The 20112-nt window shown below is 68.1% G+C and carries 19 protein-coding genes and 1 pseudogene; 8 read left to right on the forward strand and 12 right to left on the reverse strand.

Annotated elements, in window-relative coordinates:
• The first annotated feature begins 161 nt into the window (after positions 1-161).
• Together adiC and DIE17_RS12170 are read left to right on the forward strand one after the other, a co-directional pair.
• Positions 162-1694, forward strand: coding sequence for an arginine/agmatine antiporter (adiC, locus tag DIE17_RS12165; RefSeq protein ID WP_044847919.1), 1533 nt, complete (start codon positions 162-164; stop codon positions 1692-1694).
• A 3-nt stretch (positions 1695-1697) separates the two neighbouring features.
• The gene (locus tag DIE17_RS12170) at positions 1698-4046 is read left to right on the forward strand and encodes an Orn/Lys/Arg decarboxylase N-terminal domain-containing protein (protein ID WP_124920883.1); all 2349 of its coding nucleotides are present in this window, start codon (positions 1698-1700) and stop codon (positions 4044-4046) included.
• A 67-nt stretch (positions 4047-4113) separates the two neighbouring features.
• Here the strand turns inward: DIE17_RS12170 and DIE17_RS12175 are convergent, their stop codons facing one another.
• Positions 4114-4857 carry a hypothetical protein gene (locus DIE17_RS12175; RefSeq protein WP_124920884.1) on the reverse strand — a complete coding sequence of 248 codons (744 nt, stop codon included), beginning with the start codon at positions 4855-4857 and terminating at the stop codon, positions 4114-4116.
• A 149-nt stretch (positions 4858-5006) separates the two neighbouring features.
• Positions 5007-5981 carry a transcriptional regulator FtrA gene (gene ftrA / locus DIE17_RS12180; protein WP_124522441.1) on the reverse strand — a complete coding sequence of 325 codons (975 nt, stop codon included), beginning with the start codon at positions 5979-5981 and terminating at the stop codon, positions 5007-5009.
• Between the two features lie 111 nt (positions 5982-6092).
• Here ftrA and DIE17_RS12185 point away from each other — a divergent pair, with 111 nt between their 5' ends.
• Positions 6093-6512 (forward strand): rhodanese-like domain-containing protein, encoded by a 420-nt coding sequence (locus tag DIE17_RS12185; RefSeq protein WP_124920885.1) that lies wholly within the window; start codon positions 6093-6095, stop codon positions 6510-6512.
• Positions 6513-6602: 90 nt separating this feature from the next.
• A complete protein-coding gene (locus DIE17_RS12190; RefSeq protein WP_124667369.1) occupies positions 6603-6929 on the forward strand; it encodes a superinfection immunity protein in 327 nt (108 codons plus the stop codon).
• Positions 6930-6947: 18 nt separating this feature from the next.
• On the opposite strand, the gene DIE17_RS12195 is transcribed toward DIE17_RS12190, so the two are convergent.
• The 7 genes and pseudogenes from DIE17_RS12195 to DIE17_RS12225 form a co-directional block, all read right to left on the reverse strand.
• Positions 6948-8114 carry a cytochrome P450 gene (locus DIE17_RS12195; protein ID WP_124522445.1) on the reverse strand — a complete coding sequence of 389 codons (1167 nt, stop codon included), beginning with the start codon at positions 8112-8114 and terminating at the stop codon, positions 6948-6950.
• A gap of 145 nt (positions 8115-8259) precedes the next feature.
• A complete protein-coding gene (locus DIE17_RS12200) occupies positions 8260-8526 on the reverse strand; it encodes a YodC family protein (protein WP_044847912.1) in 267 nt (88 codons plus the stop codon).
• Positions 8527-8549: 23 nt separating this feature from the next.
• A complete protein-coding gene (locus DIE17_RS12205) occupies positions 8550-8789 on the reverse strand; it encodes a hypothetical protein (RefSeq protein ID WP_124920886.1) in 240 nt (79 codons plus the stop codon).
• A 71-nt stretch (positions 8790-8860) separates the two neighbouring features.
• Positions 8861-9721, reverse strand: coding sequence for an oxaloacetate decarboxylase (locus tag DIE17_RS12210; RefSeq protein ID WP_124920887.1), 861 nt, complete (start codon positions 9719-9721; stop codon positions 8861-8863).
• 110 nt (positions 9722-9831) lie between these two features.
• Positions 9832-9945, reverse strand: a pseudogene (locus DIE17_RS37920) (GNAT family N-acetyltransferase); the annotation flags it as partial.
• Positions 9946-10004: 59 nt separating this feature from the next.
• Complete coding sequence (locus DIE17_RS12220; protein ID WP_124522449.1) at positions 10005-10865, reverse strand: MurR/RpiR family transcriptional regulator; 861 nt, start codon at positions 10863-10865, stop codon at positions 10005-10007.
• A 63-nt stretch (positions 10866-10928) separates the two neighbouring features.
• Positions 10929-11282, reverse strand: a complete 354-nt coding sequence (locus tag DIE17_RS12225) for a YgiW/YdeI family stress tolerance OB fold protein (protein ID WP_124920888.1) — start codon at positions 11280-11282, stop codon at positions 10929-10931.
• A gap of 226 nt (positions 11283-11508) precedes the next feature.
• Between DIE17_RS12225 and DIE17_RS12230 the strand changes: the two genes are divergently transcribed.
• The 3 genes from DIE17_RS12230 (at position 11509) to DIE17_RS12245 (ending at position 14604) form a co-directional block, all read left to right on the forward strand.
• The gene (locus DIE17_RS12230; protein WP_124920889.1) at positions 11509-12171 is read left to right on the forward strand and encodes a response regulator; all 663 of its coding nucleotides are present in this window, start codon (positions 11509-11511) and stop codon (positions 12169-12171) included.
• Positions 12168-13544 (forward strand): ATP-binding protein, encoded by a 1377-nt coding sequence (locus DIE17_RS12235; protein WP_124920890.1) that lies wholly within the window; start codon positions 12168-12170, stop codon positions 13542-13544. The genes DIE17_RS12230 and DIE17_RS12235 overlap by 4 nt, the downstream gene beginning before the upstream one ends.
• Positions 13545-14403: 859 nt before the next feature.
• Positions 14404-14604, forward strand: a complete 201-nt coding sequence (locus tag DIE17_RS12245) for a membrane protein (RefSeq protein ID WP_044847905.1) — start codon at positions 14404-14406, stop codon at positions 14602-14604.
• Between the two features lie 520 nt (positions 14605-15124).
• Here the strand turns inward: DIE17_RS12245 and blaPEN-bcc are convergent.
• Complete coding sequence (gene blaPEN-bcc, locus DIE17_RS12255) at positions 15125-16018, reverse strand: PEN family class A beta-lactamase, Bcc-type (protein ID WP_124522455.1); 894 nt, start codon at positions 16016-16018, stop codon at positions 15125-15127.
• Positions 16019-16134: 116 nt separating this feature from the next.
• Between blaPEN-bcc and penR the strand changes: the two genes are divergently transcribed.
• Positions 16135-17025: a beta-lactamase transcriptional regulator PenR gene (gene penR, locus DIE17_RS12260; protein WP_044847903.1), complete on the forward strand. Its 891-nt coding sequence runs from the start codon at positions 16135-16137 to the stop codon at positions 17023-17025.
• Positions 17026-17519: 494 nt separating this feature from the next.
• On the opposite strand, the gene DIE17_RS12265 is transcribed toward penR, so the two are convergent.
• Complete coding sequence (locus DIE17_RS12265) at positions 17520-17774, reverse strand: hypothetical protein (protein WP_044847902.1); 255 nt, start codon at positions 17772-17774, stop codon at positions 17520-17522.
• Between the two features lie 100 nt (positions 17775-17874).
• Positions 17875-20100 (reverse strand): amylo-alpha-1,6-glucosidase, encoded by a 2226-nt coding sequence (locus tag DIE17_RS12270; RefSeq protein ID WP_124485310.1) that lies wholly within the window; start codon positions 20098-20100, stop codon positions 17875-17877.
• Positions 20101-20112: the final 12 nt, after the last annotated feature.

The raw sequence follows: 20112 nt of genomic DNA on the forward strand, positions 1-20112 counted from the left end.
CATCAATATTCAAGATATTAAATTGTATCGCTTACCCTTATTCAAACCTAATTAAGATATAAGATGCTGTCGTTCAATAAAACGACGATCCATTCCGGAATCGTCGACCGGCGCCGGGCCGCGCCACCTCAACCGCATCACGACCATTCAAGGAGCCTCGCATGTCCGATGCCAGCTCGTCCTCCTCCCGTTCCGCCGCCGCGCCAGCCGCGACCGCCGCGCCGAAAATCGGCGTCATCCCCGCCACGCTGATGGTCGCGGGCAACATGATGGGCTCCGGCGTCTTCATGCTGCCCGCGAACCTCGCCGCCACCGGCGGCATCGCGATCTTCGGCTGGCTGATCACCGTGGTCGGCGCCGTGTCGCTCGCGCTGGTGTTCGCGAAGCTCGCGGCGATCGACCCGGCCGCCGGCGGCCCGTATGCGTATGCGCGCAAGGCCTTCGGCCCGTACATCGGCTACCAGACCAACCTGATCTACTGGCTCGCGAACGTGCTCGGCAACGTCGGCCTCGCGGTCGCCGGCCTCGGCTATCTCACGCACTTCTTCCCGGTCCTGCACGACCCGCTCGTGTTCGCGCTCGCGCAAATCTTCGTGATCTGGCTGTTCACCTACGCGAACATCCTCGGGCCGAACGTGGTCGGCCGCGTGCAGTCGGTCACGACGATCTTCGCGCTCGTGCCGATCCTCGGGATGGCCGTGTTCGGCTGGTTCTGGTTCAGCAAGGACGTGTACTTCGCCGGCTGGAACGTGTCGGGCGCGAGCAGCTTCAGCGCGATCGGCGCGACGCTGAACTTCACGCTGTGGGCGTTCATCGGCGTCGAGAGCGCGTCGGTGTCGGCCGGCGTCGTCGAGAACCCGTCGCGCAACGTGCCGATCGCGACCGTCGGCGGCGTCGTGCTCGCGGCCGTCTGCTACGTGCTCAGCTCGACCGTGATCATGGGGATGATCCCGAACAAGGCGCTGCTCGCGTCGAGCGCGCCGTTCGCGGATGCCGCGCGCCTCGCGCTCGGCGACACCGCCGCGAACGCGGTCGCGATCTGCGCGGCGCTCGGCTGCCTCGGCTCGCTCGCGGGCTGGACGCTGCTGGTCGGCCAGACCGCGAAGGCCGCGGCCGACGACGGCCTGTTCGCCGGCGTGTTCGCCCGCGTCAACTCGAAGAACGTGCCGTCGGCGGGCCTCGCGATCGTCGCGGTCATCATGTCGGTGCAGGTGCTCGCGACGATGTCGCCGAGCGCGAGCGAGCAGTTCGGCAAGATCGCGTCGATCGCCGTGATCATGACGCTGCTGCCGTACATCTACTCGTGCATCGCGATCAAGGTGCTCGGCTACGGCAAGATGCCATCGCACCAGTTCACCTTCTACACGATCGTCGGCCTGATCGGCGCCGTCTACGCGCTGTGGGCGATGGTCGGCTCCGACGGCCAGCAGACGCGCTGGTCGCTGATCTTCGTGATCGCGACGATCGTGTTCTACGAGCTGTCGATCAACCGCCAGCGCGAAATCGAGGAAACCCATGTCCATCCGGGCGGCCGCTCGCCGCGCTGGGTGCGCTACCTCGCGCTCGGCGTGACCATCGTCGCGCTCGTCGCGGCCTTCTGGATCTCCGTCGGCCAACACGAGGCCGCCCGCCTTCACGCACGCTCGCCGGCCGCCGCAGCAGGCATCCCGGCAACTCAACAAACGGGGGAATGACCCATGACCGCTTCCTTGACCCAACCGGCGTTCCGCCGCCTCGGCATGAAGGCGCTGCTCGTGCAGCACGACATCGACGAACGCACGGCCACCGGACGCGCGGCCACCGCGCTCGTCGAAGAATTGCGCACGCGGCTCGTCGACGTCGTGATCGCGACCTCAGCCGAAGACGCACGCGCGGTGGTCGACGCCGATCCCGCGATCCAGTGCCTGCTGCTCAACTGGGAGCTCGGCAACGATCCCGGCCATGCGCCCGCGCAGGCCGTGCTCGACGCGATGCGTGCGCGCAATGCGACGGTGCCGGTGTTCCTGCTCGCGAGCCGCGCGAGCGCGGCGGCGATTCCCGTCGACGCGATGCGCAAGGCCGACGACTTCATCTGGATGCTGGAGGACACGACCGCGTTCATCGGCGGGCGGATCGTCGCCGCGATCGAACGCTACCGCGAAACCGTGCTGCCGCCGATGTTCCGCGCGCTCGCGCAGTTCTCGCGCGTGTACGAATACTCGTGGCACACGCCGGGCCACACGGGCGGCACCGCGTTCCTGAAATCGCCGGTCGGCCGCGCGTACTTCGAATTCTTCGGCGAAGCGCTGTTCCGCTCGGACCTGTCGATCTCGGTCGGCGAACTCGGCTCGCTGCTCGACCACTCGGGCCCGATCGGCGAAAGCGAACGCTACGCGGCGCGCGTGTTCGGTGCGCACCGCACGTATCACGTGACGAACGGCTCGTCGATGTCGAACCGCGTGATCCTGATGGCGAGCGTCACGCGCAACCAGGTCGCGCTGTGCGATCGCAACTGCCACAAGTCGGCCGAGCATGCGATGACGATGTCGGGCGCGATTCCGACCTACCTGATTCCGTCGCGCAACCATTACGGGATCATTGGGCCGATCATGCCGGAACGGCTCACGGCCGCCGCCGTGCGTCTCGCGATCGACGCGAACCCGCTCGTGCGCGGCCGCGACGGCATCGACCCGACGCCCGTGCATGCGCTGATCACGAACTCGACGTACGACGGCCTCTGCTACAACGTCACGCGCATCGAGGAACTGCTCGGCCAGAGCGTCGACCGGTTGCATTTCGACGAGGCATGGTACGGCTACGCGCGCTTCAACCCGATCTACCGCGATCGCCACGCGATGCACGGCGATCCGTCGCAACACGACGCGAGCAAGCCGACCGTGTTCGCGACACAGTCGACGCACAAGCTGCTCGCCGCGCTGTCGCAGGCGTCGTTCATCCATGTCCGCAACGGCCGCAACCCGATCGAGCACGCGCGCTTCAACGAGGCGTACATGATGCATGCATCGACGTCGCCGAACTACGCGATCATCGCGTCGAACGACGTGAGCGCCGCGATGATGGACGGCCCCGGCGGCGAGGCGCTGACCACCGACGCGATCCGCGAGGCCGTGTCGTTCCGCCGGATGCTCGCGCGGCTGCATGCGGAATGCGAGGAGAACGACGACTGGTTCTTCAACGGCTGGCAGCCGGACACCGTGGTCGATCGCAAGACGGGCCGGCGCGTGCGCTTCCATGAAGCGGACGAAACGCTGCTCGCCACCGATCCGTCATGCTGGGTACTGCATCCGGGCGACACATGGCACGGCTTCGGCGAGATCGAGGACGATTACTGCATGCTCGATCCGATCAAGGTGTCGATCGTCACGCCGGGCGTCGCGCCGCACGGCGGGCTGATGCCGGTCGGCATTCCGGCGTCGGTCGTCACCGCGTACCTGGACCGGCACGGGATCGTCGTCGAGAAGACGACCGACTTCACGATCCTGTTCCTGTTCTCGCTCGGCGTGACGAAGGGCAAGTGGGGCACGCTCGTCAACACGCTGCTCGACTTCAAGCGCGACTACGATGCGAACGCGCCGCTCGAGCAGGCGCTCCCGGAGCTCGTCGCACGCTATCCGGACCGCTACGGCACGCTCGGCCTGCGCGATCTGTGCGACCTGATGTTCAGCGCGATGAGCGACCTGAAGACGACCGAGATGATGTCGCGCGGCTTCTCGACGCTGCCGAAACCCGACTTCAGCCCGGCCGAGGCGTACGAGCATCTCGTGCACAACGACATCGAGATGCTGGAACTCGCCGAGATGGCGGGCCGCACCGTCGCGACGGGCGTGGTGCCCTATCCGCCCGGCATTCCGCTGCTGATGCCCGGCGAGAACGCGGGGCCGGCCGACGGCCCGCTGCTCGGTTACCTGAAGGCGCTCGAGCAGTACGACCTGCGCTTCCCCGGCTTCACGCACGACACGCATGGCGTCGAAGTCGAGGACGGCGTGTACCGGATCGCGTGCATCAAGCAAACCGCGCGCGATACCCGCAATACCAACACGCGCTGAGCATGCGCGCCGCGACGCCGCGCCGGCAGGATGCGGCAGGCGTCGCGACGCGCGATGAACCGGCCGGTCATGCCGGCAACTGATTAACCCACGCGGCAAGCTGCGCTTCGCCTTCTTCGTCGAGCTTGCCCGTCAGTTCGCCGTACCACGGCGCGATCGCGTCGGCCGGCTGCGTGGCCTTCAGGATCTCGAGACTGTTCTCGAGGAACGAGGAGAAGAACGGGATGCCGCGCATGTAGAGGAAGGTCGAATCGGTGATCCGCACGTGGCCGTACACGTCGCGCACCCACGCGAGATGCGGCAGCGCCTCGCGCAGGTGGCCGCCTTGCATCAGCGCCGAAATGAAGTTCACGCGCGCCGCGACGTCGGACTGCTCGTGCGTGTCGTGATTGACCTCGGCGGCCTTCTGCATCCACGCTTCGCCGCGCTCCACTTCGTCGCACATCACCGACGTCGTCGCGAGCTGCACCGCGTTGTGCGCGCTCGGCTCATGGTCGAACAGCGCGAGCCAGTACGGAAACGCTTCCGGGTAACGCTTCATCGCCGAGTATGAAAGCGCGCAGAGGCGCGCCGCATCGGCCAGCCGCTCCGCGTGCGGCGCGGCGGCCGCGATCGCGGCCTCGTGCCGGCCGGCCTGGAATGCCCTCAGTGCGGGCGCGAGTTCCGGCGCGATGTCGGGGCCGCCTTGTTCGTTCGTATCGTCGGGTCCTTCCGTTGCTTCCGACGCTCCGCCTGCGTCGTGCGCGGAACGCGCGGGCGCTGCCGCTTCGTCACGCGTTTTCTTTCCGAACAGCTTGCCCAGCAGGCCCATGATGATTGTCCTTGTCGTTGTCGTTGCGAGCGGGAATGGCGGCGCCGCATCTACGGTCGCCGCACGGCGATCGCCATCTTACGCGTGCTCGAAGTCGACAAGAAGCAAACGACGGACTCGTTCCGCCGCGGCGCGGAAAGACGCACCACTCACGCGTCCGTGGACCTCACGCCGCGATCCATCCCGCGCCGGTACGCAGCCGGGCTCGTCGCCGCGACGCGCCGGAAATGCCGGCGCAACGACTCCTCGGAACCGAACCCCGCGCGCGCGGCAATCTGCGCGAGCGACAGCCCGGGATGCGCTTCGAGCATGTCCTTCGCGACGTTCACGCGCTCGCGGATCAGCCACGCGAGCGGCGACATCCCGGTTGCATCCGCGAACTGCCGCTGCAGCGTGCGCGTGCTCATCGCGGCCTGCGCGGCCAGCGACGCGAGCGTGTGCGGCTCGGCCGCGTGCGCGCGCATCCAGTCGATCAGCTTAGCGAGCCGGTCGCTGCCGCCCGGCGCGACCGGGCGCGGCACGAACTGCGCCTGGCCGCCGTCGCGATGCGGCGGCAGCACGAGGCGCTGCGCGACGCGGTTCGCGATCGCACCGCCGTGATCGCGGCGCACGAGATGCAGCAGCATGTCGAGCCCCGCCGCCGAGCCGGCCGACGTGACGATCTGCCCTTCGTCAACATACAGCGCGTCGGGATTCACGCGCAGCGCCGGATAGCGCGCCTGCAGGCGCTCGGCGTAGCGCCAGTGCGTGGTCACGGTGAGCCCGTCGAGCACGCCGGCCGCCGCGAGCACGAACACGCCCGAGCAGATCGAACAGAGCCGCGCGCCGCGGCGATGCGCGGCACGCAGCTTCTTCAGCAGCGGCTCCGGCGGCAGCTCGTCCGGATCGCGCCAGCCGGGAATCACGATGGTGTCCGCGCGATCGAGCATCGCGAGCCGGTACGGCGCGGCGACCGTGATGCCGCCCGCCGCGCGCACGGGCCCGGGCTCGCTCGCGCAGACCGCGAAGCGATACCAGTCGACGCCGAGTTCCGGGCGTTCGAGCGCGAACAGTTCGACCACGCAGCCGAACTCGAAGGTGCAGAGGCGCTCGTAGGCGAGCGCGACGACGAGATGATTGTGCATGGCGCGATGTTACCGGAACTTGTCGATCGCGCCACTGCCGCGACGGCCGCCGAACCGCGATACTGCCCTTCATTCCGGCGCATTCCGCGCCGTCCTTCAGGAGCGCCTTTCATGTCATACGTCACCGACGTCCCCGCCGCCGACAGCGCCACCGCCCTCGCGCACTTCGAAGCATCGCTGCGTTTCGAGACCGATTGCTGGGACGTACACGATGCGCTTGCGTCCGGCGCGCCGGATTTCGTGCTGCTCGACGTCCGGGGGCCGGAGCAGTTCGCCGCCGGCCACGTGCCCGGCGCGCGCAACCTGCCGCACCGCAAGATCGTCGCCGGCAAGCTCGCCGACCATCCGGCCGGCACGCTGTTCGTCGTCTACTGCGCGGGCCCGCACTGCAACGGCGCCGCGCGCGCGGCGATCCGGCTCGCGCGCCTCGGCCGCCCGGTGAAGCTGATGATCGGCGGCGTCACGGGCTGGCTCGACGAAGGTTTCGCGTTCAGCAACGAAGTGCAGCCTGAGGGCGTCGCCATGCGCTGATCGTTATTGAAAACGCAACAATCAATTGCCGGCACACGAATGGAAAAAGCGCGACAATCAGCCTCATTGCAGTTCGGACGGAGCAGCAACATGGAACACACAGTCCTGATTCAGGTGGCCGGTTCGGTCGCAGCGATCGCGCTCTATTTTCTTCCGGCCATCGTCGCCGATCGGCGCAGCCGGCACGACAAGCTGATGATCGCGATGTTCAACGCGCTGTTCGCGTGGACGGGCATCGGCTGGCTGATGACGCTGTACTGGGCATGCCAGCCGAACCCGCAGACCGACGTCGCACAAACCATCCTCGCGAAGCGCCGCGGCATCAGCATGCGGACCTTCTCGACCGGTCTCGTCGAACGCGTGCAACGCCGCGTCGCCGCCCAGCAACAATGGGCCGAGAAGCAAGGTTGCCGCTAGGCAGTCCCGCCTTTCCGCTTACCTCGCCGTGCCGAACTTCGGCATCCTGACATTGGTCGAGGCCCGGTAGTCCCACACCAGCCTGTCGCGCGGCGCGTCACCGCCCGCGCGCAACCACGCCCCGAACGCCCCCGCCGTGACCGCCCGCGCGATCCGCTCGCCCGGACAGCCGTGCGGCCCCGTGCCGAACCCGAAGTTCGGCCCCGGCGCGCGGCCCGGCAGCAGTCGGTGCGGCTCGCGATGCACGGCCGGATCGCGGTTCGCCGCCGCAAGCACGACCAGGATGGCCGCACCGGCATCGACGGTCACGCCGTCGATCGTCGTGCGCGACGCGACGAAGCGGCGCGTGTTCTGCACCGGCGCATCGAATCGGCCGACCTCGGCGACGAATGCGTCGAGGGCGGCCGTATCCGGCATCGCGCGTTCGCCGTCCGTGCCATCCCATGCGACCAGCACGTTGCCGAGCCACGCGGCCGTCGCCTCGCACGTCTGCGACAGCAACCCGACGAGGTTCGCGACCAGCGCGCCGCTCGCGTGCCAGCCCGCGGCGCCGGCCGCCTGCTGAACCGCGGCGACGAGTGAACCGTCCTGCGCATGCGTGCGCGCGACGCGTTCCGTCATGCGGTCGAGCAGTTGCCGCGCGGCTTCGCTCGCGCGGGCCAGCGCGGCGTCGTCCGACAGCGGCGACAGCGCGGCGACGAAGTCGACGACCAGCGCGGCGACATCGTCGAGTTGCGCGCTGTCGAAGCCGAGCAGATCGGCGACCGCGCAAACGGGCACCGTCAGGCACCACACGTTCAATGCATCGGCGTCATACGGCGCGCGCAGCCGGCTGCCGGCGAGTTGGGCGGCCCGTTCGCGCAACGCGTTCGCATCGATCGGCGCGAACGCCGCGCGCAGCGCCTGCTTCGGCACGTCGTGCCGCAATGCGCCGTCGTTCATGCGCACCAGTTCGCCGAACAGCGCACCCGCCGTCGACCCGCGCAACGCGGGCGGTACCGGCGCATCGAGCGGCCTGACGCGGCACGCCGGGTGGCCGAGCACGGCCGTCACGCTCGCCGCCCGGCTCGCGACCCACAGGCCGAGCGAGGCGTCGAACGCAAGCGGCGGCCCGTCGACGAGCGTCGCGTAATACGGGTAGGGATCGCGGTGCGTGACCGCGGCAATCGGATGGGTCGGGTTCATGCGTGCAGTATCGGCGCGCCGGGCCGCCGCATGTTTCGGGTTGACGTGAAATGTCGTGGATGTCGTCGGCATGCCGGCACGGCGGGCCACGGCGATGCGGCAACCTGCGGCCGGCAAGCGGCGCGGTGCCGCGACGGGCGCGTCGTCAGGCTGCCGACCGGTAGCGGTGCCCCTGCATGCGCACGCGGACGCGCCCGGCGGAAATCGCGCGCGGTTCGGGCACTACCGTTTCGTGATGAAACATTTCCTGCCGGAAGTGGCCGCTGTCGTCGAACCACTGGCAGATCAGCCAGTCGGCATCGTCGAACACGACCGGCCCCGCGTAGGTGACGGTCATGCGCGGCCCGCCGGTTTTCAGCGTCACGACATCGCCGACGCGAACGCCACTGCGGTGATTTTCTCGGATTGTCATCGCTCTCTCGATTTTTTATATATTCATTTTCCGGCGGCCCGCTGGCAGGTCATTCGGATATGCGGGAGATTACCAATCCGATAAATAACCGGCAACTCCCGAATACGAAAAAAACAGCGACCGGAAAATCGCAACAATATGCGGCACCGGTTCGCGTGGCGGGCGGCTGACGCCAGAACCGGCGCGGCTTGCGTGCCGGTTCCGGTCGCACCGCCGGAATACGGAGAATAATCGATGGTTTTCGCGCCGTCATCGAACTTCAAATCGGCAGCAGTTTCGATTGATTACCGTCAATCAGCTTTCGGTTGGAAACGTTCCCACGTTTCACCGGCCCTTATTGTTCGAACTGAACGGGCGAATTGTCCGGCGCCGAAAACCAGCGATTGAGGTCGCGGCCCGGCACCGCCGCCTGCGTGAACGTGAACGTGCCGTCGCGCGCCATTTCCGTCGCAGCGCGCAAGAACGCGCCGAATGCGGCCCGCGCCAGCGCGCCGCCGACGCTGACGCGCTTCACGCCGAGCGCCGCGAGCGCCTCGAGGCTCAGCAACCCGCCCTGCAGCCCCATCACGACGTTGACCGGCGCGCCGACCGCGCGCGTGAGCGCCGCGATCTCGTCGGGATCGGTCACGCCCGGTGCGTACAGCACGTCGGCGCCCGCGTCGCGGTACGCGACCAGCCGCGCGATCGTGTCGGCGAGGTCGTGGCGGCCGTGCAGGTAGTTTTCGCAACGCGCGGTCAGCGTGAACGGAAACGGCAGCGCGCGCGCCGCGTCGACCGCCGCCGCGATGCGCTCGACCGCCGCGTCGTACGGATAGATCGGTGCGTCGGCGCGGCCGGTCGCATCCTCGATCGAGCCGCCCACCGCGCCGGCGCCGGCCGCCAGGCGGATCGTCTCGGCGACCGTGTCGGGCGCGTCGCCGAAGCCGTTCTCGAGATCGGCGCTGACCGGCAGGCCGCCCGCCGCGACGATCTCCGAGATGTGGGCGAGCATTTCGTCACGGCCGATCGCGTTGTCGGGCCGCCCTCTCGAAAACGCGAAACCGGCGCTCGTGGTGGCGAGCGCTTCGAAGCCGGCCATCGCGAGCAGCCGGGCGGACCCGGCATCCCACGGGTTCGGGATGATGAAGGCGCCGGGGCGCGTGTGCAGCGCGCGGAAGGTTTCGGCCTGGCGGAACTGCACGTTGGAATCGGACATTGACGTCTCCTCGGAATGGAGACGCCAGCATACGCGCGCGCGGTACCGCGACGGTTCAGGTCGCGATGAAATATCGATGCGGATGTCAGGGCCCGGCGCGGCGCGGTGTGCGGCCGGAAGTCGGCCGGGCCGGCCCGGCTTTCGTTGAACCGGACGAGCGGCGCCGCGATCTGCTTGCGAACGTTCACGTCGCCGACGTCGGTCACGTCGTAGGTGAACGTCATCGGTTACGTCGGATCAAGGAGAAAACGTGAGCGGAAGACAGTGGAAGCCGCGCGTGCGGCTACACGACATACGCGCCCTTCGCATGCAGTTCCGCTTCCGTGCGCTCGAGCGCCGTGATCGCATCGCTGCCTTCGAGCGCCAGCAACTGCGCGACCAGCGCCTCGGCCATCGCATGCGCGGCGACCAGCGACGGAAAGAACGACGGGCTGTCGTGCGTGAAGATCAGCTGCGCGTCCGCATGCAGCGCGATCGGCGACACCGCGCTGTCGGTGATCGCGACGATCCTGCTGCCCTGCGCTTTCGCCGCCTGCACGACGCGCGTCGCTTCCGCCGAATACGGCGCGAAACTGATGATCACGGTCACGCTCTGCTTCGCGATCGTGCGCAACTCCATCTCGAGCGAGCCGGCGACACCGTTGAGCAACGACACGGTCGGCCGGAACAGCCGGTAGCCGTACACGAAACCGAACGCCACCGGATAGCACGACCGGAACCCCGCGACATGCACGTGCGACGCCTTGCGGATCAGCTTCGCGGCGTCCGCGAGCGCGTGCCCGTTCTGTGCGGCGGTGGCGGCAAGATTGTGCTGCTGTGCGGCGAGCAGGTCGTGCGCGAGCGACGCCTTCGCGTCGGGCCGCACGAGCGAACGCGCACGCTGCGTGAGCGGCTCGGGACGCGTGCGCACGCGCGCGACGCACAGATCGCGCAGCTCGTTCCAGCCGGGGAAACCGAATTGCTGCGCGAGCCGCACGAGCGATGCGGGTTGAACCTGCGCGCGCTGCGCGACCTTGCGCATCGACGAGGTGGCGACCTCGTCGGGATGATCGAGCAGAAATGCAGCGCCCGCCTGGAATTGCGGGCTCAGTTCGGAAAATTGCGCCCGGATCCGGGACGCGAGTTCATCGAAATTGGCAGCCATCTTGGTGAGAACGGGAACCGGTCGTCCATGGTATCACCGGCCCCGTGCACACCGGTGCACCGGTCAGCGCAGCACTTCCACGTGATCGGCGTCGACCTTCACCTTGCCCGACCACTTGCGCTCGAACTCGCCGGTCAGCTTCACTTCGTTCTTGTCGCTGACGGGCTGGCCGCCCGCCCACAGCTTGTGGTCGATCTCGACGCGGATCGTGCCCGTCGCATCGGCGAACTCGTAGTCCTCGCCGCCGGCATGCTTGACGATGCGCCCCTGCAACTGCACGTGCTGGTCGTCCTTGCCGTTCGCGAGCAGTTCCTTCACGGTCGTCGTGGTCAGCGCGGACGGCCCCGTGTATTGCGCGTAGACGGCGGCGGGCAGCACCGCAAGCGCGACCGCCAGCATTCTCGTCAGGTGTTTCATGATCTCGTTCCTCCATTTTTTCGAGTGCGTCGCGCTCCGTTGAACGCGACGGCCCCAGATTACGGACCGTAAGATTAAGCAAAGCTGAAGACCGTGCGCCGCGGCATGCCGTCGCAACGTTCCAGTGCGCGAACGCACGCAGGCGCCCGTGTTTAAGCTCGGCCTAAGACACCTGCGCTTATCATGGGAACCCCGGGCGCCCCCGCCCGCCAACAGACACGAATCCATGCGCGTACTGCTCGTCGAGGACGATCCGCTGATCGGCAGCGGGCTCGAACAGGGCCTCAAACAGGAAGGCTTCGCGGTCGACTGGGTCAAGGACGGCGACGCCGCGACGCTCGCGCTGCGCTCGACCGGCTACGGCCTCCTACTGCTCGACCTCGGGCTGCCGAACCGCGACGGCCTGTCGGTGCTCGCGTCGCTGCGCCGCCGCGACGAAACCCTGCCGGCGATCATCATCACCGCGCGCGACGGCGTGCCGGACCGCATCGCCGGCCTCGACAGCGGTGCCGACGACTACCTCGTCAAGCCGTTCGTGCTCGAGGAACTACTCGCCCGCATTCGTGCGGTCAACCGCCGCCACGCATGGCGCGCGCAGACGACGCTCGCGATCGGCCCGCTGCGGCTCGATCCGGTCAAGCACCTGGTCTGGCTCAACGACGAAGAAGTCACGCTGTCGCCGAAGGAGTTCGTGCTGCTGCACGAACTGATGCGCGACCCCGGCGCCGTGATCTCGCGCGAACAGTTCGAGGAACGGCTGTACAGCTGGGGCGAGGAAATCGAGAGCAACGCGGTGCAGGTACACATCCACAACCTGCGCAAGAAACTCGGCCACGACATGATCCGCACGGTGCGCGGCGTCGGCTACCGGATCGGTGACGCCGCATGATGCGTCTGCAACACGCGATCGCGCGCTGGCGCAGCGCATCGCTGCGGCGGCGCCTGTTGACGTGGCTGCTGCCGGCCGCGTGCGTGATCGGGCTGGTCGCAAGCGCGGGCACCTACTGGGGCGCGCTGCGCGAACTCGACGATCTCCTCGACGACCAGATGCGCAGCATGTCGAAGCAGATCGTCGTCGGCCCGAACGGCGAACTGTCGTTCCGCAACCATCGCGACGGCAAGCACGAATTCGAGGCAGGCGACCCCGACGCCGTGCTGCTGCAGGTCTGGCGCAACGGCACGCTGGTGTATTCGACCGATCGCAAGTCCGCGCTGCCGCCGCCCGCGCAGACAGGCATCGGCAGCGTCGACGTCGGCGGCCAGCCGTGGCGCACCTACGTGACCGAACGCGGCGGCACGACGATCCGGCTCGCGCAGGCGCGCCACGCGCGCTGGGAAGCGATCGCGGGCATCGCGGTGCACCTGCTGTGGCCGGTGTTCTCGATGCTGCCGGTGCTCGCGATCGGGCTGTGGTTCGGCATCGGCGCGGGGCTGCGGCCGCTGCGCACGATCGCGGCCGGCCTGAAGCGCAGGAATGCGAACAATCTCGAGCCGGTCGACGTCGCGTCGATGCCGAACGAAGTCCGCCCGCTCGCCGAAGCGATCAACGACCTGCTCGCGCGGCTCGACCGTTCGTTCACGCTGCAGCGGCACTTCATCGCCGATGCCGCGCACGAATTGCGCACGCCGATCATGGGGCTGTCGATCCAGTCGCAATTGCTGCGGCGCGCGTCGACGGCCGACGAACGCGAGCAGATCCTCGCGCAGATCCATGCGGGCACGACACGCCTCGGCCACCTCGCCGAACAATTGCTGACGCTCGCGCGCCTCGAACCCGACGCGCAGGCGTCCGCCGCGACCTCCGCACCCGTCGATCTCGCCGCGCTGTGCCGCTCGGTGGTCGCCGATCGCACGCGCGTCGCGGATGCGCACCGCATCGACCTCGGCGCGATCGTGTCGTTGCCGGTGATGGCCGCCGGCAACATCGACACGTTGCGCGTGCTGCTGAACAACCTCGTCGACAACGCGATCCGCTACGCGGGCGTCGGCGCGCGCGTCGACGTGTCCGCGCGTCTCGACGGCGCGACGCCCGTGCTCGAAGTCGCCGACGACGGCCCCGGCATTCCGGAAGCCGAGCGCACGGACGTGTGGGAGCGCTTCTATCGCGGCGAAGGCGCGCAGGCGGTCACGTCGTCGGGCAGCGGGCTTGGGCTGTCGATCGTCAAGCGGATCGCCGAACAGCATCGCGCAACCGTCGCGCTCGGCACGACGCAAGGCGGGCGCGGGCTGACCGTGACGGTGCGCTTTCCGGTGCCGGCCTGACACACGCCCGACGGGCGGCTTTTCCACAGATTGTGTTGGCAAGCTTGTGGACAACCGGCCGCTAACGGCAGCAAACCATTGATCCGAAAGGGTTTGGCGCTCGTGCGCAGCGAATGCGCCAACCCGCGTCGAGCAGGCGCTCGCCTCGACGCGACATCGCGTACCGATCCCTTCCCTCCGAGTCGTCGCCGCACTACTTGCAGGGGCGCCCAATGCCACATTTCAAATCGATGGACCCGAACTTCCCGATCCGGCAACAGTTCGGCGTCGACGCGCAACCCGTCGTGCTCCTCAACATCTTCACGGTGGATCCGACAGACGAGGCGGTTTGCACGATGTGCCGCGCCGCGCAATCGCCACGCGGACTTCTCCACAGAAAATGTTGGCAAGCTTGTGGATATCCTGCGCACCGCAACGCTAAGCCGTTGATCCGACGGACTTTGGCACGCGTGATGCAGACGCGGCGCGCGCCGGGCCGTCACACGCGCCGGTTCGCCGCACTTCGCATCACGATGCCACGTCGATGCCCCAATGATGTGCGATGCGATCGTCGCAGCACTTACCCACAGATTTTGTTGGCAAGCTTGTGGATATCCTGCGCACGCATCGGCTAACCCGTTGATCGGCCAATGATTCATGCGCCGCGTCACCGTTGCGGCAGCACGCGGTTCGCCCGCGCGCGCAGACGGACGATCCGGCGCAACAGCGGCACCCTGCCCGCCGCTTGACGCCCGCACCTGCCACGCGTCACGATCACACGAGCCGCACGCGCCACGCATCGCGAGACTTCACGCAGCGGCACCACGGTGCCGGCCGTTGCGCCCGCATCGGACAACGACACATCATTCCGAGGAAGACCATGGAACACTTCACCGCAGGGCAGTTGATCGTCTCGCTCGTGCTCGTCGCGATCGTCGTCTATCCGTATGTCCGCATCGTTCGGCGTACCGGGCATTCAGGCTGGTGGATCCTGACGATGTTCGTCCCGGTCCTGAACTTCATCATGTTGTGGGTGTTCGCGTTCGCGCGCTGGCCCTCGGTCGACGATCGGCATGGCTGAACATCGGGCGGGCTTGTCCACAGATTGTGTTGGCAAGCATGTGGATAGCCTGCGCATACCGCGATCAAGCGCTTGATCCGTAAGACTTTGTCCGCGCCGCTTCGAATCGGGCACGCGGCCACGCGATGTGCCGTTCACGCATCGTCACGCGACGCGACGGACCGCATGTCGCGCGCGCCACGCCGCTTGTCCACAGATTTTGTTGGCAAGCGTGTGGATAGCCTGCGCATACCACGCACAAGCGCTTGATCCGAAAGGTTTTGTCCGTGCCGCTTTGAACCGGGCAGGCAAGCCTCACGCACGCCGGCGCCGCGCCCGCTGCGCGATGAACGCGGCCGCACGCCGGCTTGTCCACAATTTTTGTTGGCAAGGATGTGGATATCCTGAGCATGCGTGACCTAAGTCGTTGATCGCACAACGTTTCGACATGCCGGTCACGACTGCGGCACGGCGTGCATTCATCGACACATCGCTTCATCGTTCCGTGCATTCATCGATGAACGCACGCCGCGCCGCCCGCTCACGCGAACGTCGCGACCGCGATACGCGCGGCGGCCGCGATCACGTCGTCCTTCGCCTTCGCATCGGCACGCGTCTGCGTGTAATACACGGCGAGCACGATCGGTGCGCGCGACGGCGGCCAGATCACGCCCGCGTCGTTCGTCGTCCCGTAGTCGCCGGTGCCGGTCTTGTCGGCCACCTGCCAGCCGGCCGGCACGCCCGCGCGAATCCGCTTGTCGCCGACCTTGTTGCCGCGCAGCCAGGCGACGAGCTGCGCACGCTGCGCGGGCGGCAGCGCGTCGCCGAGCGTGAGCACGCGCAGGCTCGCAGCCATCGCGGCCGGCGTCGTGGTGTCGCGCGGGTCGCCCGGCAACGCGGTGTTCAGTTCGGTCTCCCAGCGATCGAGCCGGAACGTGTCGTCGCCGATCGAACGTGCAAACGCGGTCACCGCCGCCGGCCCGCCGATCAGCTTCATCGCCAGGTTCGCGGCCGAGTTGTCGCTGTACTGGATCGCCGCCTCGCACAACTCGGCGACGGTCATCCCGGTGCCGACATGCTTGCCCGACACCGGCGAGTAGTTCACGAGATCGGACTGCGCAACGGCCACGCGCTGCTGCAGCAGCCCCGGGCGCTCGACGCTCTGCGCGAGCACCGCCGCACTCAGCATCGCCTTGAACGTGCTGCAGAACGGGAAGCGCTCGTCCGCGCGATGCTGCACGCGCCGGCCGCCCGCGGTGTCGATCGCGCACACGCCGAGACGGCCGCCCGCCGCGCGCTCGAGCGCGGCAAACGACGTCGCGGACGAAACGTCCTGCCCGGCAGCCGGCGGCGACGCGCACGCGCTGACGGTCAGGACGAGCGGCGCCGTCGCGGCGGCCAGCAGCAGGGTTCGACGTTGCGATGAGTAGGTCATGGGGTGTCTCTCGTGGTGGAATGGATGCAGAACGGCCGGCCGGCGAGACAGCACTATCGTGACTTTACGGTTGCCTGACAAGCAACGATAATTGAGCGCTGACAAAAGAAATTCTTATGACGAAGCTCCGCCCTCACCTTCCGCTCAATGCGTTGCGCGCGTTCGAATCGTCGGCGCGCCACCTGAACTTCACGCGCGCCGGCCTCGAGCTGAGCGTGACCCAGGCGGCCGTGAGCCAGCAGGTGCGCTCGCTCGAGGAGCGGCTCGGCTGTGCGCTGTTCACCCGGTTGCCGCGCGGCCTCGGGCTCACCGACGAAGGGCGCGCGCTGTTGCCGGTGCTCAGCGACGCATTCAGCCGGATCGAAACCGTGCTCAAGCAGTTCGACGGCGGGCGCTTCCACGAAGTGCTGACGCTCGGCGCGGTCGGCACCTTTGCCATAGGCTGGCTAATGCCACGGCTGAAGCGCTTCGGCGACACGCACCCGTTCGTCGAGCTGCGGCTGCGGACCCACAACAACGTCGTCGACCTCGCGGCCGAGGGTCTCGATTTCGCGATCCGCTTCGGGGAAGGCAACTGGCCGGCGACGCGCAACGAGCGGCTGCTCGACGCCCCGCTCACCGCGCTGTGCGCGCCGGAGATCGCGCGGCGCCTCGCGCGGCCGGCCGATCTCGCGAACGAAACGCTGCTGCGCTCGTACCGCACCGACGAATGGCTCGGCTGGTTCGATGCCGCGCCGCTCGAACCGTGGGCGGTGAACGGGCCCGTGTTCGATTCGTCTCGACTGATGGTCGAGGCCGCGATGCAGGGCGCCGGCATCGCTCTCGCGCCAGCCTGCATGTTCGCGCGCGAACTGCAGCTCGGCCTGCTCGCGCGGCCGTTCGACATCGACGTGCGCGCGGGCGGCTACTGGCTCACGTCGCTGAAGTCGAAGCCGCTCTCGCCGGCGATGACGCTGTTTCGCGACTGGATCGTCGCGGAAGCGGCCGACACTGCGCCGGTCGAATGATGCGGCCCGGCTTGTCCACAGATTGTGTTGGCAAGGATGTGGATATCCTGGGTACCCGAGGTCTAACCCGTTGATCGCGCACGAATTATCGCGCCGACGCACGCAGCGGGCAGCCCGCGCGCAAAGGCTTCGACGCCGCGGCCGCCGCGCGCCGGATCGTCAACCATCAGGAAGCAATCACGTCAGACTTATCCACAGATTTTGTTGGCAAGCCTGTGGATATTCCGCCAATGTGACGCGTAACATCCTGATACAAAAGGGGATTCAGTAGATCGGGCCAGACAGGTCAATGACGCGTCATCGTGTGCGGCCTCGCGACGCCGCTTGCGCGGCCGGTCGGGGGCCGGCCGGTTCTCCACAGATTGTGTTGGCAAGCTTGTGGATATCCTGCGCACCGGCCGGCTAACTCATTGAGCGCACGGGGTTTGTGCGCGCCGTGCAGGATTGGGCAGCGCCGGCGCCGGGCCAGGCGGCCGACGCCGGCTGCCGCTTCGTCAATGCCGGTCGAGCCCGCGGCGCAATTCGCTCGCCTTGTCGCGCAGCGCCTCGTACCCGGAGCGCGCATGTTCGGGCAGGTCGGGATCGCCGATCAGCGCGCCGAGCGTTTCGATCAGGCTGAACAGGATGCCCTTCGCCGCGCCAGCCGCGATGCTCTGCGACTCGATCGACTTGTGCAGGTGGTCGACCGCCGCTTCCAGGTTCTCGAGCTTCTTCTGCTCGCCGTCGTCGGGCCGGTTGTCGGTCGTCATCGTAGGTGCCTCCGCCATCGTTCAAGGGTCATGTCACGATTCTATGCCGCTGCGTGCGGACGTGGCACGACATCGCGCAACGTCCGTGCAGCCGCATGCGCTACAGCACCGCGACCACCTTCACCCGCCCCGGCTGCTCCGCCGACGCGATCACCTGGCCGTCGACGCGCCGGAACGTCAGCGATACCGTTTCGTCGCCCACGCGCAGTTCGTCGATGCGCAGCCAGTCGACACCTTCGGGCAGCGCCGGGCGCTCGACCCGCACCTCGTGGCGCGCCGCGTCGACGCTCACGCCGAGACACGCCTGCAGCATCATGAACGGCGCACCGGCCGCCCACGCCTGCGGCAGGCACGCGACCGGATAGGCGGTCGGCGGCTCGCCGCGCCGGCGCGGGAACCCGCAGAACAGCTCCGGCAGCCGCATCTCGAAGCTGACCGCGGCTTCGAACAGCGCGCGCAGCAGGTTCACCGCGGCCGTCTTGTCGCCGTAGCGCGCAAGCCCGCGCGCGATCAGCGCATTGTCGTGCGGCCACACCGAGCCGTTGTGATAGGCCATCGGGTTGAAGCGCGGCTGGCCGGCCGCGAGCGTGCGCACGCCCCAGCCCGTCTGGAACAGCGTCGAGCCGAGCACGCCGGCGACCGCCGCGCCGCGCTCGGCGTCGGGCAGGCCGAACGCGAGCAGATGGCCCGCGTTCGACGCCAGCACGCGGCACAGGTCGCCGTGACCGTCGAGCGCGATCCCGTAGAACTGGCCTTCCGGCATCCAGAACAGCGTCTCGACCTGGTCGCGCAGCGCCTTCGCGCGCAGCGCATAGCGTGTCGCGTCGGCCGCGTGGCCGCGCCGGTGCGAGCACATCGACATCGCATCGAGCGCCGCGCACGCATACGCCTGCACTTCGACGAGCGCGATCGGGCCGTCGGGAAAACGGCCGTCCGCATGAAACACCGAATCGTGGCTGTCCTTCCAGCCCTGGTTCGCGAGACCGCGCTCCGACGTGCGCTGGTAGTCGAGCAGCCCGTACGGATTGCGGTCGCACTTGTCGATCACCCACTGCGCGGCGCGCTCGAGCGCGGGCCACAGCTCGTCGATCAGCGCATCGTCGCCAGTGTGTTCGACGTACGCGCCCGCGAGCACGATGAACAGCGGGGTCGTGTCGACGCCGCCGTAATAGAGCGCGAACGGCACCTCTCCCGTCGCGGCCATTTCGCTGCGGCGGAATTCGTGCATGATCTTGCCGGGCTCCGCATCGCGAAACGCGGACGTCTCGCGCGCCTGGTGCTCCGCGAGAAAGCGCAGCACGCCGCGCGCGAGCGACGGCTGCAGCCACAGCATCTGCAGCGACGTGATCACCGCGTCGCGGCCGAACGGCGTCGAGAACCACGGAATGCCCGCATACGGATACGGCCCGGTATCGAGCTGCGTCGTGAGCAGCCCGAGATCCGCGAGCGAGCGGTCGAGCCATGCATCGAACAGCGGATTGCCGGTGTTCACGCGCGCCATCGACTCGCGGCGCGAGCGCATCTCGCGATGCACGCCGACGAGCGCGGTGCGCAGCGCGACGCGCCCGCATCCCGGGCCTTCACCGTCGTGCGCGCGGCCGAGCGTCGCGTCGACGGTCAGGTAGATCGACACGCACGCCTGCGCGGCGATCGTCAGCGTGTAATCGGCACGATCGACCGACAACGCGTCGGGCGCCGGCGAGAAATGCACGGTCACGTTGCGCTCGACCTTGTCGAGGCCGTCGTAGCGAAGCCGCACCGCACCGCCGTCGACGCGCGGCGCAACCACCGTGCCGCGCTTCGGGCGCTGCGTGCCGCGCACTTCGAACATGTCCTTGAAATCCGCCGCGAACGACAGCGACAGCGGCACCTCGGCCTCGCTCGCGCCATAGTTGGTCAGCGTCAGCGCTTCGTACAGCACGTCGCCCGCGAGCACGCGCATCCGTTCGATGTGGATCACGCCCTCGGGCGTCTCGCGACCGCCGAGCGGCGGCAGCGGGCGGTTCGTCAGGTGCGCGGTGAACGACGCGTTGTCCGCGCTCGTCGCGCCCGACAGCAGCGACGGCGCGCGGCCGCCGAACGTCAGGCGCCAGGTCGACAGCACGCGCATGTCGTCGACGAACAGGCCGTCGTCATGGCCGCCGACGTCGCCGAGCGCGTCGCTGACGACGAACGCGTCGCCAGATTTCAGGACGTACTGGTTGTTGCGTGCGAGCGCCTGCGGATCGGCTTCGGGCGCGATGAATGCGGGGCCTGTCGCCTGGGTCGGGGGGACGGGCGCGACTTGCGGCGCCTGCGTCGTGGTGGCTTCGGCGTGATTCGGCATCGATGCTCCTGT

This window comes from Burkholderia sp. Bp9099 (genome assembly GCF_003857805.1).
Lineage (GTDB): Bacteria > Pseudomonadota > Gammaproteobacteria > Burkholderiales > Burkholderiaceae > Burkholderia.

Bases quoted from the DNA above. Each gene is read 5' to 3' on its own strand.
- DIE17_RS12195 (WP_124522445.1), bottom strand. From the start codon at position 8,114: ATGAACCCGACCCATCCGATTGCCGCGGTCACGCACCGCGATCCCTAC.
- DIE17_RS12210 (WP_124920887.1), bottom strand. From the start codon at position 9,721: ATGTCCGATTCCAACGTGCAGTTCCGCCAGGCCGAAACCTTCCGCGCG.
- DIE17_RS12265 (WP_044847902.1), bottom strand. From the start codon at position 17,774: ATGACGACCGACAACCGGCCCGACGACGGCGAGCAGAAGAAGCTCGAG.
- adiC (WP_044847919.1), top strand. From the start codon at position 162: ATGTCCGATGCCAGCTCGTCCTCCTCCCGTTCCGCCGCCGCGCCAGCC.
- DIE17_RS12200 (WP_044847912.1), bottom strand. From the start codon at position 8,526: ATGACAATCCGAGAAAATCACCGCAGTGGCGTTCGCGTCGGCGATGTC.
- DIE17_RS12270 (WP_124485310.1), bottom strand. From the start codon at position 20,100: ATGCCGAATCACGCCGAAGCCACCACGACGCAGGCGCCGCAAGTCGCG.
- DIE17_RS12230 (WP_124920889.1), top strand. From the start codon at position 11,509: ATGCGCGTACTGCTCGTCGAGGACGATCCGCTGATCGGCAGCGGGCTC.
- DIE17_RS12190 (WP_124667369.1), top strand. From the start codon at position 6,603: ATGGAACACACAGTCCTGATTCAGGTGGCCGGTTCGGTCGCAGCGATC.
- DIE17_RS12225 (WP_124920888.1), bottom strand. From the start codon at position 11,282: ATGAAACACCTGACGAGAATGCTGGCGGTCGCGCTTGCGGTGCTGCCC.
- DIE17_RS12235 (WP_124920890.1), top strand. From the start codon at position 12,168: ATGATGCGTCTGCAACACGCGATCGCGCGCTGGCGCAGCGCATCGCTG.
- DIE17_RS12245 (WP_044847905.1), top strand. From the start codon at position 14,404: ATGGAACACTTCACCGCAGGGCAGTTGATCGTCTCGCTCGTGCTCGTC.
- DIE17_RS12220 (WP_124522449.1), bottom strand. From the start codon at position 10,865: ATGGCTGCCAATTTCGATGAACTCGCGTCCCGGATCCGGGCGCAATTT.
- DIE17_RS12170 (WP_124920883.1), top strand. From the start codon at position 1,698: ATGACCGCTTCCTTGACCCAACCGGCGTTCCGCCGCCTCGGCATGAAG.
- DIE17_RS12175 (WP_124920884.1), bottom strand. From the start codon at position 4,857: ATGGGCCTGCTGGGCAAGCTGTTCGGAAAGAAAACGCGTGACGAAGCG.
- penR (WP_044847903.1), top strand. From the start codon at position 16,135: ATGACGAAGCTCCGCCCTCACCTTCCGCTCAATGCGTTGCGCGCGTTC.
- DIE17_RS12185 (WP_124920885.1), top strand. From the start codon at position 6,093: ATGTCATACGTCACCGACGTCCCCGCCGCCGACAGCGCCACCGCCCTC.
- ftrA (WP_124522441.1), bottom strand. From the start codon at position 5,981: ATGCACAATCATCTCGTCGTCGCGCTCGCCTACGAGCGCCTCTGCACC.
- blaPEN-bcc (WP_124522455.1), bottom strand. From the start codon at position 16,018: ATGACCTACTCATCGCAACGTCGAACCCTGCTGCTGGCCGCCGCGACG.